The 14,450-nt window shown below is 64.1% G+C and carries 12 protein-coding genes; 3 read left to right on the forward strand and 9 right to left on the reverse strand.

The window, feature by feature from the left end; genetic code table 11:
- Positions 1 to 2: 2 nt before the first annotated feature.
- The 3 genes from purL to xerD form a co-directional block, all read right to left on the reverse strand.
- Positions 3 to 3,863 carry a phosphoribosylformylglycinamidine synthase gene (gene purL / locus DyAD56_RS00170; RefSeq protein WP_102300729.1) on the reverse strand — a complete coding sequence of 1,287 codons (3,861 nt, stop codon included), beginning with the start codon at positions 3,861 to 3,863 and terminating at the stop codon, positions 3 to 5.
- Between the two features lie 158 nt (positions 3,864 to 4,021).
- Positions 4,022 to 4,771 (reverse strand): DsbC family protein, encoded by a 750-nt coding sequence (locus DyAD56_RS00175; protein ID WP_102300730.1) that lies wholly within the window; start codon positions 4,769 to 4,771, stop codon positions 4,022 to 4,024.
- Between the two features lie 105 nt (positions 4,772 to 4,876).
- Positions 4,877 to 5,788, reverse strand: a complete 912-nt coding sequence (gene xerD / locus DyAD56_RS00180; RefSeq protein ID WP_102301068.1) for a site-specific tyrosine recombinase XerD — start codon at positions 5,786 to 5,788, stop codon at positions 4,877 to 4,879.
- A gap of 65 nt (positions 5,789 to 5,853) precedes the next feature.
- Between xerD and DyAD56_RS00185 the strand changes: the two genes are divergently transcribed.
- The 3 genes from DyAD56_RS00185 to phaZ all read left to right on the forward strand — a co-directional run bounded on the left by DyAD56_RS00185 (position 5,854) and on the right by phaZ (position 8,490).
- Positions 5,854 to 6,354 carry an RDD family protein gene (locus DyAD56_RS00185; RefSeq protein ID WP_199178847.1) on the forward strand — a complete coding sequence of 167 codons (501 nt, stop codon included), beginning with the start codon at positions 5,854 to 5,856 and terminating at the stop codon, positions 6,352 to 6,354.
- A 42-nt stretch (positions 6,355 to 6,396) separates the two neighbouring features.
- Entirely contained in the window at positions 6,397 to 7,140 is a 744-nt protein-coding gene (locus DyAD56_RS00190; RefSeq protein ID WP_102300732.1) for a methyltransferase domain-containing protein, read from the forward strand.
- Positions 7,141 to 7,236: 96 nt separating this feature from the next.
- The gene (gene phaZ / locus DyAD56_RS00195) at positions 7,237 to 8,490 is read left to right on the forward strand and encodes a polyhydroxyalkanoate depolymerase (protein ID WP_102300733.1); all 1,254 of its coding nucleotides are present in this window, start codon (positions 7,237 to 7,239) and stop codon (positions 8,488 to 8,490) included.
- A gap of 561 nt (positions 8,491 to 9,051) precedes the next feature.
- Here the strand turns inward: phaZ and DyAD56_RS00200 are convergent.
- The 6 genes from DyAD56_RS00200 to coaD all read right to left on the reverse strand — a co-directional run bounded on the left by DyAD56_RS00200 (position 9,052) and on the right by coaD (position 14,398).
- On the reverse strand, positions 9,052 to 10,068 hold the full coding sequence (locus DyAD56_RS00200) for a TMEM43 family protein (RefSeq protein WP_102300734.1): 1,017 nt from the start codon (positions 10,066 to 10,068) through the stop codon (positions 9,052 to 9,054).
- Between the two features lie 28 nt (positions 10,069 to 10,096).
- Positions 10,097 to 10,948 (reverse strand): MBL fold metallo-hydrolase, encoded by an 852-nt coding sequence (locus DyAD56_RS00205; RefSeq protein WP_102300735.1) that lies wholly within the window; start codon positions 10,946 to 10,948, stop codon positions 10,097 to 10,099.
- A gap of 3 nt (positions 10,949 to 10,951) precedes the next feature.
- Positions 10,952 to 12,679, reverse strand: coding sequence for a gamma-glutamyltransferase (gene ggt, locus DyAD56_RS00210; RefSeq protein WP_102300736.1), 1,728 nt, complete (start codon positions 12,677 to 12,679; stop codon positions 10,952 to 10,954).
- Positions 12,676 to 12,975, reverse strand: coding sequence for a YfhL family 4Fe-4S dicluster ferredoxin (locus tag DyAD56_RS00215; RefSeq protein WP_102300737.1), 300 nt, complete (start codon positions 12,973 to 12,975; stop codon positions 12,676 to 12,678). Before DyAD56_RS00215 ends, ggt begins: the two co-directional genes overlap by 4 nt.
- Positions 12,976 to 13,103: 128 nt before the next feature.
- Positions 13,104 to 13,601 carry a hypothetical protein gene (locus tag DyAD56_RS00220; protein ID WP_102301069.1) on the reverse strand — a complete coding sequence of 166 codons (498 nt, stop codon included), beginning with the start codon at positions 13,599 to 13,601 and terminating at the stop codon, positions 13,104 to 13,106.
- Positions 13,602 to 13,900: 299 nt separating this feature from the next.
- On the reverse strand, positions 13,901 to 14,398 hold the full coding sequence (gene coaD / locus DyAD56_RS00225) for a pantetheine-phosphate adenylyltransferase (RefSeq protein WP_102300738.1): 498 nt from the start codon (positions 14,396 to 14,398) through the stop codon (positions 13,901 to 13,903).
- Between the last annotated feature and the right edge of the window lie 52 nt (positions 14,399 to 14,450).

Below are 14,450 nucleotides of genomic sequence, written 5' to 3' on the forward strand. Positions count from 1 at the left end.
CATCAGCCGCACCACACCCGTGCGTTGCGGAACATGCGCATCCACGGCGAATCCTCGCCCCACTTTTCCGGATGCCAGCTCATCTGCACGCTGCGGAACACGCGTTCCGGATGCGGCATCAGGATCGTCACGCGGCCGTCCGCGGCAGTGAAACCCGCAAGGCCGCCCGGCGAACCGTTGGGATTCAGCGGGTAGTCTTCGGTCGGCTTGCCGCGGTTATCGACGTAGCGCGCCGCAGCACCTGCCTTGGCCGGGCTGCAGCTGTACGGGAAGCTCACGCGGCCTTCGCCGTGCGCTACCGCTACCGGAATACGCGAACCGGCCATGCCCTTGAAGAAGATGCTCGGCGAATCGAGCACTTCCAGCGTGGCGACGCGCGCTTCGTACTGCTCCGACGCGTTGCGCAGGAATTTCGGCCAGTGCGCGGCACCAGGGATGATGTCTTTGAGCTGGCTCATCATCTGGCAGCCGTTGCACACGCCCAGCGCAAAACGCGAAGCGTCGGCGAAGAACGTGCTGAACTCGGCACGCAGATATTCGTTGTAGAGGATGGACGTGGCCCAACCACGACCCGCGCCGAGCACGTCACCGTAGGAGAAGCCACCGCACGCGGCGAGACCACGGAAGTCCGCCAGCTTGATGCGGCCGCTGGCCAGGTCGGACATATGGACGTCCACGGCCTCGAAGCCAGCACGCGTGAACGCGGCGGCCATTTCCACCTGTCCGTTGACGCCCTGCTCGCGCAACACCGCCACGCGCGGCTTCGCGCCCTTGGCGATATACGGTGCAGCGATGTCTTCGTGCGGCTCGAAGGTGAGCTTCGGCGTGATGCCGGGGTCGGCATCGTCCAAACGCCACTGGTTCTCCGCATCGGCGGAAACCGGGTTGTCGCGCAAGCGCTGCATGGCGTGACTGGTTTCGTTCCACGCCTGGAACAGCGTGCGCCAGTTCCACTTGAACAGCGTGTCGCCGTTCTGGAAAAGCTTGATGCCCAGCTTTTCCTTCGGACGACCGATGCGATACGCCATGCTGGTCAGGCCATGCTTGACCAGCAGCGACTCGAACGCTTCGCGGTTGGCGGTGGCAACCTGCACGACGGCGCCGAGTTCTTCGTTGAACATCGCGCGCAGCGTGGCTTCTGCCCAACCGTCCAGATGGATTTCCAGGCCGCAGCGACCGGCAAACGCCATCTCTAGCAGGGTCACGATGGCGCCACCGTCGGAGCGATCGTGATAGGCCAACAACAGGCCGCCCGCATTGGCTTCCTGCACGAGGTCGAAGAACGACTTCAGACGCTTAGGGTCGTCCAGATCTGGCGGCACGCCGCCACCACGATTGAACACCTGCGTCAGCGATGAACCACCCAGGCGATCACGGCATGCGCCGAGGTCGAGCAACCACAGTTCGGAATCGCCGTGATCAAGGCGCAGTTGCGGCGTCAGCGTGCGACGCACGTCGGTGACGCGCGCAAAGCCGGTGATGACCAGCGACACCGGCGAGACGGTGCGCTGCGTGGTGTCACCGTCTTTCCACACGGTCTGCATGGACAGCGAGTCCTTGCCGACCGGAATGGAGATATCCAGTTCCGGGCACAGCTCCATACCGACAGCCTTCACGGCGTCGAACAGCGCGGCATCTTCGCCCGGGAAATTCACGGCGGCCTGCCAATTCGCCGACAGACGCACTTCGCCCAGCGAAGCGATCGGCGCGGCGGCGAGATTGGTGATGGCTTCGCCGACAGCGAGGCGCGCGGCGTCCGGGCTGCTGAGCAGCGCCACCGGCGCACGCTCAGCCATCGCCATCGCCTCGCCGGTGTAGCCGTCGAAGTCGGTGATGGTGACGGCGCAATCGGCCACCGGTACCTGCCACGGACCGACCATCGGGTCGCGCGCATTCAGGCCACCCACGGTGCGGTCACCGATGGTGATGAGGAAGCTCTTGCTGCCCACCGTAGGTAGACGCAGCACACGCATCAGCGCTTCGTCCATGCTGATGCCGGTAAGGTCGGGCACCAGATCAACGCGCGGCTTCAGGCGCTTGGCGTCGCGATGCATGCGCGGCGGCTTGCCGAACAGCACATCCATCGGCAGGTCGATCACCAGCGTGTCGGTGCGCGGATCGTTCACCACCAGGCGGCGCTCGGCGGTGGCGTCACCGACCACGGCATACGGGCAACGCTCGCGCTTGCAGTATTCCTCGAACTCGGCGAGATCATCGACGCCGATCGCGAGCACGTAGCGCTCCTGCGATTCGTTGCTCCACACCTGCATCGGCGAGAGTGACGGGTCATCGCACGGTACGCGGGAAAGGTCGATGCGACCGCCCACGCCGGCGTCGTTGAGCAGCTCGGGAATGGCGTTGGACAAACCACCCGCGCCCACGTCGTGCACGCTGACGATGGGGTTCTTGTCGCCACGTGCCCAGCAGCTGTCGATCACCTGCTGCGCACGACGTTCCATCTCGGCGTTGTCGCGCTGCACGGAGGCGAAATCCAGCTCCTTGCTGGACGTGCCCGACGCAACCGACGAAGCGGCGCCGCCGCCAAGGCCGATCAGCATCGCCGGGCCACCCAGCACGATCACCTTGTTGCCCGGCTGCACGTCGCGCTTCTGCACGTGGCCGGAGCGGATGTTGGCGAGGCCGCCAGCGATCATGATCGGCTTGTCGTAGCCGCGACGCACTCCGGCTTCGCCGGTTTCATGTTCGTAGGTGCGGAAATAGCCGCCCAGCGCGGGACGGCCGAATTCGTTGTTGAACGCAGCGGCGCCCAGCGGGCCGTCGCGCATGATTTCGAACGCGGTAGCCATGTGCGGCGGCAGCGGGCGATCCACTTCCCACGGACGCGGCAGGCCCGGAATGCGCAGGTCAGACACGGAGAAACCGGTGAGGCCAGCCTTCGGCTTGGCGCCACGGCCGGTCGCGCCTTCATCGCGGATCTCGCCGCCGGCGCCGGTTGCAGCGCCCGGCCACGGTGCGATGGCAGTCGGGTGGTTATGCGTTTCCACCTTGATCGCGTAGTCGACTTGCTCCGGATGCGCGCGCCACACGCCGTCGTGATCCGGGAAGAAGCGCTTGCCCTCGAAGCCTTCGATCACGGCCGCGTTGTCCTTGTAGGCGGACAATGTATGGGCCGGCGAATGCTGGTGAGTGTTCTTGATCATGCCGAACAGGCTCTTGTCCTGAGCCTCGCCATCCAGCGTCCAACTGGCGTTGAACACCTTGTGGCGGCAATGTTCGGAGTTGGCCTGCGCGAACATGAAGAGTTCGGCGTCGCTCGGGTCACGACCCAGCTCGGCGTAGCGCTCGACGAGGTACTCGATCTCGTCGTCGGCCAGTGCCAGACCCAATTCCTTGTTGGCCTTGTCCAGCGCAGCCTTGGCGTCACCGCCTAGCGCGATGTGGACGATAGGACCCGGCTGGCCACCGAGGAACAGGCCCTTGGCCTGATCCAGGCTGGTCAGCACGGACTGCGTCATCGCGTCGTGCAACACAGCCAGTACGGCGTCGTGCTCTGCGGTGCCGGCAGCAGGCAAGCCGGCGACCTGCCAAGCAGTGCCGCGCTCCACGCGGCGCACGTCGAAACCGGCGCCATGCAGGATGTCAGTGGCCTTGCTGGACCAGGGCGAAATCGTGCCTAGGCGCGGAACCACCCACAAAGAGGCGGCCTCCGGCGCTCCCTCCTTGGCTTCCAGCACTTCCAGCAGGCGACGATGCTGCTCGCCCTCCGGCGTGCGGTCGGCGTCGATGAAGTAAACGAACCACGACGCCTGCACCCGAGTGCCACGATGAATGGCCTCCAGGCGTGCGTTCAGACGTTCGAGACGAAAAGGAGAGAGGGCGCTCTGCCCGTCGAGTGCGATCATGCGGGGAACGGGAGGTAGGCGAAAACGCCTATTGTACCCTAAGGAGCATCAAGACTGCCGCGACGCAGCATCCTGAGGACCCCGGCGGCTTGCGCTTGCGCCCAGCCGCCGGAATGACCCAACCGATTGTTTTTGCAGAATACGGAAGGGGGCTGGGCTCAGCCGCCAGTCTTCAGCGCCTGCAACAGCTGGTCCGGCGTCACGTAGCCGCCGAGCATGCTGCCATCTTCACCGATGATGGTCGGCGTGCCGGTAACCCCCAGCTTCACACCTAGGTCGAACTCGTCCTTCACCGGGTTGGGGCAGTTGGTGGCCTTCGGTGCCTTACCCAGCTTGGCGGCCGAAAAGGCAGCCTTGCGGTCGGCGGCACACCACACCGAAACCATCTCGTTGTAGGTCTGCGTGGTCTTGCCCGCCTCGTTGGTTACGCCTTCACGCGGCCAGGCGATGTATTCCACGGCGATGCCGGCCTTGTTGAAGTCCGCGATGTGCTCATGCAACTGGCGGCAGTAGGCGCAATTGACGTCCGTGAAGACAGTGACGCGATAGCGCGGATTGGCCGGCGCAAACACGATGCGGTCAGCCGCCGGCACCTTGGCCAGTTCGGCCTTGCGGAAATCCGCCCAGCCATCCTCAGTGATGTTCTTTTTCTTGCTCAGGTCGATCAGATCGCCATTGAGCATGTACTTGCCGTCGGTGGAGACGTAGACCAGATGACCCGAGGCGATGACCTGATAGAAGCCCGGCATCGGTGCTGGGCGAACCGAATCGATGTTCGCGTTGGGCACCAACGAGAGCAGCGCCTTGCGTACGGCGGCTTCGGGAGCGGCAGCGGCGCCATCGGGCGCAGCACAGGCGTTGAGGGCCAATCCACCGACGCACAGCGCCAGCAACCATTTCTTGAACATCGCGAACCTCATCGACATGCCGCCCCGTCGGGGCGCAGGGGAAAACCCATTCTCTCACAGGCACATGAACGGGTATGTGGGCCGTTTGACACAGCGGCGCACCGCTTAACCCCGAGGGTGATGCTGGGCATGCAGGCGCTTGAGGCCCTCTTTCGCTACCAGGGTGTAGATCTGGGTTGTGCTCAGTGCGCTGTGGCCCAGCAGCATCTGTAGCGCACGCAGGTCGGCCCCGTGATTGAGCAGATGCGTGGCAAAGGAATGGCGCAGCACGTGCGGTGAGATGCGCTTGGGCACGATGCCCACCACCAGCGCATAGCGCTTCACCAGCGTCCAGAACATCTGCCGGGTCATGCCTTCGCCGCGATTGCTCAGGAAAAGCGCTGCCGGCTGACGTCCCTTGGCGAGCACCGGGCGTGCGGCGGCGAGATAAGCCTCGATGCGCTCCGCGGCCATTTCTCCGATGGGCACCAGACGGTCCTTGCCACCCTTGCCGGTGACACGCACCACGCCCTGACGGAGATTGAGCGACGCCAGTGGCAGCTCGACCAGTTCGGACACACGCAGGCCCGAGGCGTACATCAATTCCAGCATGGCCCGATCGCGCAGCCCCAATGTGCTGCCGACGTCGGGTGCATCCAGCAGCCCTTCGATCTCACGCTCGGCCAGGGCCTTGGGCAGGCTGCGTGGCATCTTGGGACGCTCGATCAGCAAGGTGGGATCTTCGAAACCCGGCTCAGAGCGCACGACGTGCGCGTAGTAGCGGCGGAACGACGACTGCCGCCGAGCCAGTGAGCGCACGGCCACCGGCTGGCTGCCGTGGTAGGCCGACAAATGGTGGCGCCGCGCGCTGTGCAAGCTCTGCCCTTGCGTCCCCAGCCAGCGGGCGAGGCCTTCAAGGTCACGGCGATACGCGTCGAGCGTGCGATCCGACAAGCCGTCTTCGGACCACACGCGCTCGATAAAGGCATCGATGCTACGACGGTCGGCTTCGGCGATACTGGGTTCTTCGTGCTGCATGGAGGCGATGCTCGCCGTCTGCCTCGCCATGCGCAAGCACTCCACGCCCAACGACATCCATTTCGATGAATGCCATCACCGCAACCGACGTGTATTGCCCGCTGTGGCGTCGCCTGACTGCCCTGCTCTATGACCTGCTCGCCGTGGTGGCGATCGTGATGGTGGTGGGCTACGTGTGCCAACGCGTTACCGGTGGCACCGTGGTCAGTACCGACGGGCATGCGCATATCGCCTGGTGGTATCAGCCGCTGCAGGCATTGGTGGTGTCGGCGTACTTCCTCGCGTCGTGGTTGCGCGGCGGACAAACGCTGGGCATGCGCCCGTGGCGCATCCGCGTGACCAATGCTGACGGCCTGCGCATCGGCCCAGTGCAAGCCATCGTGCGACTACTGGTAGCCGCCGCGCCCATGCTGTTGCTCGCACTCGCACCTCTTGTCGGCACGCGCGGCGCCGGATGGTCGGTCCTGGTGGCATGGGCCGTGTGGTTCGCCGTAGCTGCATTCGATCCACGAAAACGTGCGATGCACGACGTGATCGCACGCACCGAATTGCGCTGCATCCGCTGACTTTCACGCCCCGCTCAGCCATCCGGGCGCGAAACTTCGCCCATGCCTACTCTCGCGCCGACGCGCTCTCGCGCAGAAAACGTCAATCGCATCAACCGGAGCTTCTACGAGTCGCTCTGGTCCGGCGCACGGCTGGTTGAGCCGAACCGGTTCAATACTTGGCCGCTGGTATCGAAGCTGGTGGCGCAGGCACCGCGCCGCCTTGAGGTTGCGCCGGGATTGCGTCCACGCCTTCCACTCGATGACACCTGCTTCATGGACCTCAGCGGCGCGGCCATCGCGGCACTGCGTACGCGGAACGCCATGGCGACGCGGGGAAGCATCACCGCCCTGCCGTATGCCGACGCCAGCTTCGATCTGGTGTGCGCGCTCGACATCCTTGAGCATGTGGTCGATGACGACGGCGCACTGAGCGAACTTACGCGCGTGGCCGATCCGCGCGCCGCACTGTTGCTGTCGGTGCCGTTGCATGCGGATGCATGGACCAGCTTCGACGATTTCGTCGGCCACTATCGCCGGTACGAGCCGGGGGACATTGCCGCCCGACTGGCCACGCATGGTTGGCGCATCGAACAAAGCGCCGTCTATGGCATGCAGCCCTCTTCACCCACCCTGCTCGCCCTCGGCGAGAAGTACCTCACCCAGCACAGGGAGCGCGCGCTGTGGTGGTACAACCGGGTATTCATGCCCATCGGCCTGCGCCTGCAGAAGCCGCTGAGCTGGCAGCCCGGGCTGGTGCCATCGACCGGGGTCGACGAAGTGCTGCTGCTCTGTCGTCGCACGTAAGCAGCTGATTCATCAGGCACGAGACGATGCGGCAGCGCAGCACGCACCCGCCAAACCGGGTAAGATGATTCCCTCTGACTCCGCCCGGTCCGTCTCATGCTCTATCAGATCCACGAGTGGCAACGCGCCTTCCTCGGCCCCATGAGCCATTACGCCGAAGCCAGCGCGAAGATGCTGAGCGACGTGACCAGCCCCATGTCCCACCTGCCCGGTGCGCAGCGACTGGCCGCCGGCTACGAACTGATGCACCGCCTGGGCAAGGAATACGAGAAGCCGGCCTTCAACCTGCCGCAGGTCACTTCGCACGGCCAGGACATTGCCGTGATCGAACGTGTGGTGCTGGACAAGCCCTTCTGCCAGCTCAAGCGCTTCAAACGCTTCAGCGATGATCCGGACACCATCGAGAGGTTGAAGAGCGAGCCGACCGTACTGGTCGTGGCGCCACTCTCCGGTCACCACGCCACGTTGCTGCGCGATACCGTGCGCACCCTGCTGCAGGACCACAAGGTGTACATCACCGACTGGGTTGACGCGCGCATGGTGCCTGCCAGCCACGGCGCGTTCCATCTCGACGACTACGTGGCGTACATCGAAGAATTCATCCGCCACATCGGCGCCGAACGACTGCACGTGATTTCCGTGTGCCAGCCGACTGTGCCGGTGCTTGCCGCGGTCTCTCTGATGGCCGCACGCGGTGAAAAGACCCCGCTCAGCATGACCATGATGGGCGGCCCGATCGAGCCGCGCAGCAACCCCACCGGCGTAAACAACCTCGCGACCAACCGCCCGCTCAGCTGGTTCCGCGGCAACGTGATCCATACCGTGCCGCCGAACTACCCCGGCAGCGGCCGCGAGGTGTACCCCGGCTTCCTGCAGCACGCCGGCTTCATCGCCATGAACCCCGGCCGTCACCTCAACTCGCACTGGGATTTCTACGAGAACCTGCTGCGCGGTGACGAGGACGACGCGCAGGCACACCGCAAGTTCTACGACGAATACAACGCCGTGCTCGACATGCCAGCCGAGTACTACCTCGACACCATCTCCACCGTGTTCCAGCAGTTCCTGCTGCCGCGCGGCCTGTGGGATGTGTCAGGCGAACGCGTGAAGCCCTCCGCCATCAAGACCACCGCGTTGCTGACTGTCGAAGGTGAACTGGACGACATCTCCGGCATCGGCCAGACCGAAGCAGCCCATGACCTGTGCAGCGGCATCGCAACTGACCGCCGCGAACACCGAGTGGTGGAAGGTGCGGGCCACTACGGCATTTTCAGCGGTCGACGCTGGCGGCAGATGGTGTATCCGCAAGTGCGGGACTTCATTCGCAAGTTTGACTCGCAGGTGGCGTGAGCGGCTGAGGCTGCTGTTTCGCGGGGCGGCATTCGCGGCAACGCGACCAACTACGGCGCGATGTGCAGCAAAGCTGCACGAGCCTTCGGCTCGGCGCTTTTGACCTTCCCCCCCCCTGTGCGGCGGTGAGGGGTGGACGAAAAGGCCCGCAGGGGGATCGGCAGGGATGCCGATTCCTTTTCGCCAGGGCAGGATGCCCTGTCGAAAAGCCCGGCCACCCCTCACGGACTGGCCGGCTCTATCGGCCAGCGCCAAGCGGGGGTGCCCTTTCTTTGGGTTACTTTTCTTTACTCCGGGCATCCTGCCCTTCGCCCTTCGGGCCGGCTTCGCCGTTCGCACGCGCTCCTGCGCGTGCGTGGGTAAGCAAAGAAAAGTGACTCGGCCTCCGGCAGGAGGTCGAAAGCCCGCCGCAGGCGAGCCAGATCGCTGCAACGCGACAATCAAACACCGAGACCCTGGATCCCGGCCTTCGCCGGGATGACGGCAAAGATCAAACGGTGACGCGAGCACCCCCCTCACCCCAACCCTCTTCCCCGAGGGGAGCGGGAGAAAAAGCCACCCTCACTCAGCAGTCACCCGCAACCTCCAAACCGCCACCCCCATCCCCACCAACGCCACCAAAAACCAAACCCCACCCATCGCCATATCCGTCCCCAACCACATCACGCAAGCCACCGCAGACACCAGTAGCAAGCCACTGCCCACAGCGAGCAGCAAGTCATGATGGGTACGCGGGCGCTCAGGCAATAGCAGCAACGCACCAAACATCGCCAACAACACAGCGGCAATGCGGCGCAGCCAGACGTAGGACGGCGGCAGCGGAACATCGGGCACCACGTCCACCAACTGGCGGTCGCCTATCTGAACGTCGAAGCCCTTGCCATCGATGGCACTCGCCGCCGGCACCAGTTCGTCGCCATTGATCTGCGCAAACACGGTCACGACCTGCGGCGGCACGGCCTCCCAACTCACCCGCAGATCGCCCAACCGGGGTTGCTCAGGATGCGCGCTGGTGGTGAAGTAATTCCCATTGAGGGAAAAACTTGCTGCCAGATTCACCGGCAAGGTTTTGATGACGGGCGTGATGAGTGCGCCACCCGGCAACGCATGAAGCAGCGGCGGAGACATGGCGAAGTTGCCGACGCGCGCCTGTCCTGCATCGAACTGCTTGCCTTCGATCGGGAACCGCTCGGGATTCACATGACCAGAGGACTGTGCAAAACGACGCGAGTCGATCGGGCGATCCACCCAATCCAGTTCGTAATGCACGTCGCCGCCTACGCGGATTTCCCGCCATAGGAACATCTCGACGTGACGGATCATCACGGGCGCACGCGCACGTTGACCGAACTCAGGATCGAAGGGGTCTTCCACCACGCGAATGGGGCCAGCGACACGTACGAGGTTGCCATGATGTCCCCGGTCCGACGAACCACCGTCACCCAGGTCCACAATCTGTCCACCATGACGATCGGACGCGTGACGATTGTCGAGCAAGCCTTGCTCGGTCGTCACCACCAGTCCCGTGCCCGCCAAGAGCAACAGTCCACCCAGTACGCGTTGCAACCAAAGCTGCATGATCGTCCCCCTCCCCGATGGCGGCTGCTCAGGCCACGTGTTCCCGCATTTCTCGTTGTTCGTCGGCGGTACCGTAGCGCCCGCGTTCGTCGCACACGACGCGCGCTACGGCGCAATCATGGTCATGAGTAAAGAACAGGCGCACGCCGCGCGCCAGCTTGTCATCCAGAAAAGCGCGTTTCTCTTCGATCAGCTTTTCCGGAAAGCGGTCGTAGCCCATCGTGATGGGTAGATGCACCCAGAAGCGCCCCGGAATCAGGTCGGCGCAGAAGACCACGCCGCCCACTTCCGCCAACATCAGGCCGGGCGTATGGCCGTCTGAAAAACTGAAGCGTACCGATTCGCTGAGCGCCCTGGAGTGAGCACCGTCGACCAGTTCGAGCCGGCCACTGGCTTCGAGCAGGGGCTGCAGTTCCGGCACGAACGACGCGCGATCGCGCGGATGCGGTTTCAGTGCGCGGCGCCAGTGCTCTGCACCAACGATATACGTGGCATTTGGAAACAGTAGCCGCGGTGACTGGCCTTCCTCCCACGCTGCAAGCAGGCCACCCGCGTGATCGAAGTGCAGGTGAGACAACACCACCGCATCGATGTCTTCATGCGTGAGCCCGGCCTGTGCGAGCGATTCCAACAGCACGTGGCGGTCTTCCAGCACACCGTATCGTTCGCGCAACGCTGGCTCGAAAAACGCACCGATACCGGTTTCGAACAATACGTTCTTGCCGTCCAGATTCTTCACCAGCAGGCAGCGGCACGAAAGCGGAATGCGGTTCTCCGCATCCGGCGTGATCCAGCGCGACCACAGTGCCCTAGGTGCATTACCGAACATGGCGCCGCCGTCTAGCCTCTGCGAATTACCGGTGAGGGACCAGAGCTCCATGACTTACTGCACCTTGCCCAGGCCCGACTCACGGCGCGGATCGCTGGCCGCATCGAGCTTGTTGGTCTTCAGATCCCAGGTGACCACGTTCATGTAGCCCCAGGGACTGCGATCCTTGAGCGTGTGGCCCATGCGGGTCAGCGCCTCTGCCGTGGCTGGATCGAACGCACCCGTTTCCACGTCGACGCGATCGGGCATGTATTGATGGTGGTAGCGCTTCTGGGCGGTGATGCCTTGTGCGTCCTTGCCGTCGATAAAGGCCAGGATGCCTTCCAGCACCTGCGTGATGATGGTGGAACCGCCTGGCGAACCGATCACGCCGACACGATCGGCGCCGAACACGATGCTGGGCGTCATCGACGACAGCATGCGCTTGCCCGGCTCCGGCGCATTCGCCGCGCTACCCAGCAAGCCATAGACGTTGGGCTTGTTCGGCACCAGTGCGAAATCGTCCATCTCGTCGTTGAGCAGCACACCGGTGCCGGCGGCAACGAAGGTGGAGCCCATCGTGTAGTTCACGGTGAGCGTGATCGAGGCGATGTTGCCGTCCTTGTCGATCACGGAGAAATGCGTGGTGTGCATGCCCGGATCAACGCTGATGCTGGCCGGCAGCATCGACGACGGCGTGGCCTTATCGGCCAGGATGGTCATGCGCAGACCCGCCGCGTAGTAAGGCGACAGCAGCATGTCGAGCGGCATCTTCACGAAGTCCGGATCGCCGAGATAATCATTGTGATCACGGAACGCGCGGCGCATGGCTTCGATGACCAGATGTGTGCGATGCGCTTCATCCAGCTTGGTCAGGTCATAGCCGGAAAGGATATTCAGAATCTCCGCCACCGCCACGCCACCCGACGAAGCCGGCGGCGCGGTGACTACGCGATAGCCGCGGTAGTCCACGACAATCGGCGTGCGCTCCTTGACCTGGTAGCTCTCCAGATCCTTTGCCGTCCAGTTGCCGCCCGCGGCGCGCACGGTGTCCACCAGCTTCTTGCCAACCTCACCGCGATAGAAACCATCTGCACCCTGCTCGCCCAGGATCTCTAGCGTGCGAGCCTGATCCGGATCGCGCCAGGTCTGCCCGGCGACCGGCGGCTTGCCATTCGGGAGGTACTTGGCGACGGAGGCCGGCCAGCGATTGATGTCTTCCTGGCGCTCGCTAATGGCGTTGATGAGGCGACCGTCCGGCTGGAAGCCGTCGCGCGCCAGGCGGATGGCCGGCGTCAGCGAATCCTTCAACGGCAGCTTGCCGTAGTGCTTGGCCAGCCACGCAAGACCGGCGGGTTCGCCAGGGATGCCCGCGGAAAGCGGCCCGTTAAGCGCGGTATCGCGATTGGGCTCGCCGTTCTTGTCGAGGTAGTCCTTGGTATTCACCGCGGCCGGCGCGGTTTCGCGCGCGTCGATGAAGATGTCCTTGCCATCGGATGCGCGATGCAGCACCGCCATGAAGCCGCCACCGATGCCCGAGCTTTCCGGCTCGACGATGGATAACGTGGATGCCACAGCAATCGCTGCATCGAACGCGTTTCCGCCCTTGGCGAGCACTTCCAGGCCGGCGTCGGTCGCATGGAAGTTCGCGCTGGCGATGCCGGCATAGCCGGGACGCTGCGTGATGAGGTGCGGGGAGTTGGCAGGTGCGGGAGCGTTAGCGGGGCGGTTGTCGGCGTAGGCAACGCTGGAGGAGACAAGCAGGGCCAGCAGCGTCACGCGCCAGTTCAACGGATGCTTCATGCGTCGTCCTTTGTGGATGCATCGACCGCTGACGCCGGGGCATCGCCACCCAGCGCCATCAGGTGGCGGTACTTGAGTTCAAGCTGATCGTGCGTCTCGGTGTGCGCAGGGTCGATGATGATGCACTCGACCGGGCATACATCCACGCACTGCGGTTCGTCGTAGTGACCGATGCACTCGGTGCACAGCGACGGATCAATCACGTAGTACTCCTCGCCCAGCGAGATGGCCTTGTTCGGACAAGCTGGTTCGCAGACGTCGCAATTGACGCAGGTATCGAGGATTTTCAGGGACATTCGTTGAGTTTACATGCTGGGCGCCGGTGATGCGCCGCAAGAAATACCAAGATGGATGCGCTCTGGAAAAACAAAAGCCCGCGGCACTTGCGTGCCGCGGGCTTCGAAATAACTTCGTAAACCGGGACTTACCAGTTCACGTAACGCACGGTGGCACCGGTCGGCTGCAGGACGGCGGACACCTTGTCCTTGTCGGCGGCATCACCGATCACCAGCACGATCACGTCCTTGAACGAACCCGCCTTGGCGTCCTTGAAGGCGTCGCTCACGAATTCAGAGGTCTTGCCCGAATCCGGGCCAGCGAACACCAGCATGTTGCCCGGCAGCACGCCGCGGGCGACGGTGTCCTGCACCTGCTCAAGCTGACGCTGGCGCAGCGCGTTGGCGTCGTCGCTGTCGCCGGCCGGCACCAGGTACGGGAACGGACGGTCAGCCGTCATGCCCTGCATGTTCTTCTGGACGATCTGGCCGAGGTAGGCGTTCCACGCCTTGGAGTCGTTCGGATCGGTCGGCTTGGTCACCGCGGCGGCCTGTTCGGTCGGCTGCTGCTGAGCGGATTCGTCCTGCTGGCTGCAAGCGGCGAGGCCGGTGATCGCGAGGGCGGCGAGGAGAGCGTACTTGTACATGGTGGTCACCTTGGATGGTGGAATCGGGGCACGGGATCCATTGGATGACTGACCTACCGGCCCGTCATGCGACAGGGCCTTATTGGACCGGGAGCCCAGCTCGGGTTCCATGGCAGCCGGGCGACCACGTGAACCTTCCGTACCCCTGGCCCGCGGCGAGCGACTGTCCTGTCCGCAGGATGCCCGCGAGGATACACGAGCCCGCCCCGGCCTGACACTGGCCTGCGTACGGCGTCACTGAGTACCTCGGGCGCCTCACGCAGCCGCGGCGAGCCGTCGCTGCTCGGGCAAAAACGAGCTCAACGCCAGCGCTGGCGCATGGCCTGTTGCACGGCTGGGTGTACAAAACCCGTGATATCGCCACCCAAACGTCCAATCTCACGCACCAGCGTGGACGAGATGAAGCTGTACTGCTCGGCGGGCGTCAGGAACAGGGTTTCGGCCTGCGGAATCAGATGGCGGTTCATGCTGGCCAGCTGAAACTCGTACTCGAAATCCGAAACGGCGCGCAGCCCGCGGATGATGACGCCCGCACCCACTTCCTCAATGAAGTGCGCAAGCAAGCCATCGAAACCGCGTACCTCGACATTCTTGAGGTCAGCCAAGGCCAGCCTCGCCAACGCGATGCGCTCGTTGAGGCTGAAACCGGGACCCTTGTTGGGGCTTTCTGCCACCGCGACGATGATGCGTTCGAACAGCGGCGCTGCGCGCGCCACTAGATCAGCATGACCATTGGTGATCGGGTCGAAGGTACCCGGATAGACGGCGAGGCGCTGGTTGACCGGCGGCTTGTTCACGTGACGAGGCACTGTCAGCGGAGGGGCGGCTAGCTTAGGCCCGTTCGCCGCG

The organism is Dyella sp. AD56 (assembly GCF_002878475.1).
Taxonomy (GTDB): Bacteria; Pseudomonadota; Gammaproteobacteria; order Xanthomonadales; family Rhodanobacteraceae; genus Dyella.

What these genes read in the sequence shown, in the direction of transcription:
- purL (WP_102300729.1), bottom strand. Translation starts at nt 3,863, where the DNA reads ATGATCGCACTCGACGGGCAGAGCGCCCTCTCTCCTTTTCGTCTCGAA.
- DyAD56_RS00175 (WP_102300730.1), bottom strand. Translation starts at nt 4,771, where the DNA reads ATGTTCAAGAAATGGTTGCTGGCGCTGTGCGTCGGTGGATTGGCCCTC.
- xerD (WP_102301068.1), bottom strand. Translation starts at nt 5,788, where the DNA reads ATGCAGCACGAAGAACCCAGTATCGCCGAAGCCGACCGTCGTAGCATC.
- DyAD56_RS00185 (WP_199178847.1), top strand. Translation starts at nt 5,854, where the DNA reads ATGAATGCCATCACCGCAACCGACGTGTATTGCCCGCTGTGGCGTCGC.
- DyAD56_RS00190 (WP_102300732.1), top strand. Translation starts at nt 6,397, where the DNA reads ATGCCTACTCTCGCGCCGACGCGCTCTCGCGCAGAAAACGTCAATCGC.
- phaZ (WP_102300733.1), top strand. Translation starts at nt 7,237, where the DNA reads ATGCTCTATCAGATCCACGAGTGGCAACGCGCCTTCCTCGGCCCCATG.
- DyAD56_RS00200 (WP_102300734.1), bottom strand. Translation starts at nt 10,068, where the DNA reads ATGCAGCTTTGGTTGCAACGCGTACTGGGTGGACTGTTGCTCTTGGCG.
- DyAD56_RS00205 (WP_102300735.1), bottom strand. Translation starts at nt 10,948, where the DNA reads ATGGAGCTCTGGTCCCTCACCGGTAATTCGCAGAGGCTAGACGGCGGC.
- ggt (WP_102300736.1), bottom strand. Translation starts at nt 12,679, where the DNA reads ATGAAGCATCCGTTGAACTGGCGCGTGACGCTGCTGGCCCTGCTTGTC.
- DyAD56_RS00215 (WP_102300737.1), bottom strand. Translation starts at nt 12,975, where the DNA reads ATGTCCCTGAAAATCCTCGATACCTGCGTCAATTGCGACGTCTGCGAA.
- DyAD56_RS00220 (WP_102301069.1), bottom strand. Translation starts at nt 13,601, where the DNA reads ATGTACAAGTACGCTCTCCTCGCCGCCCTCGCGATCACCGGCCTCGCC.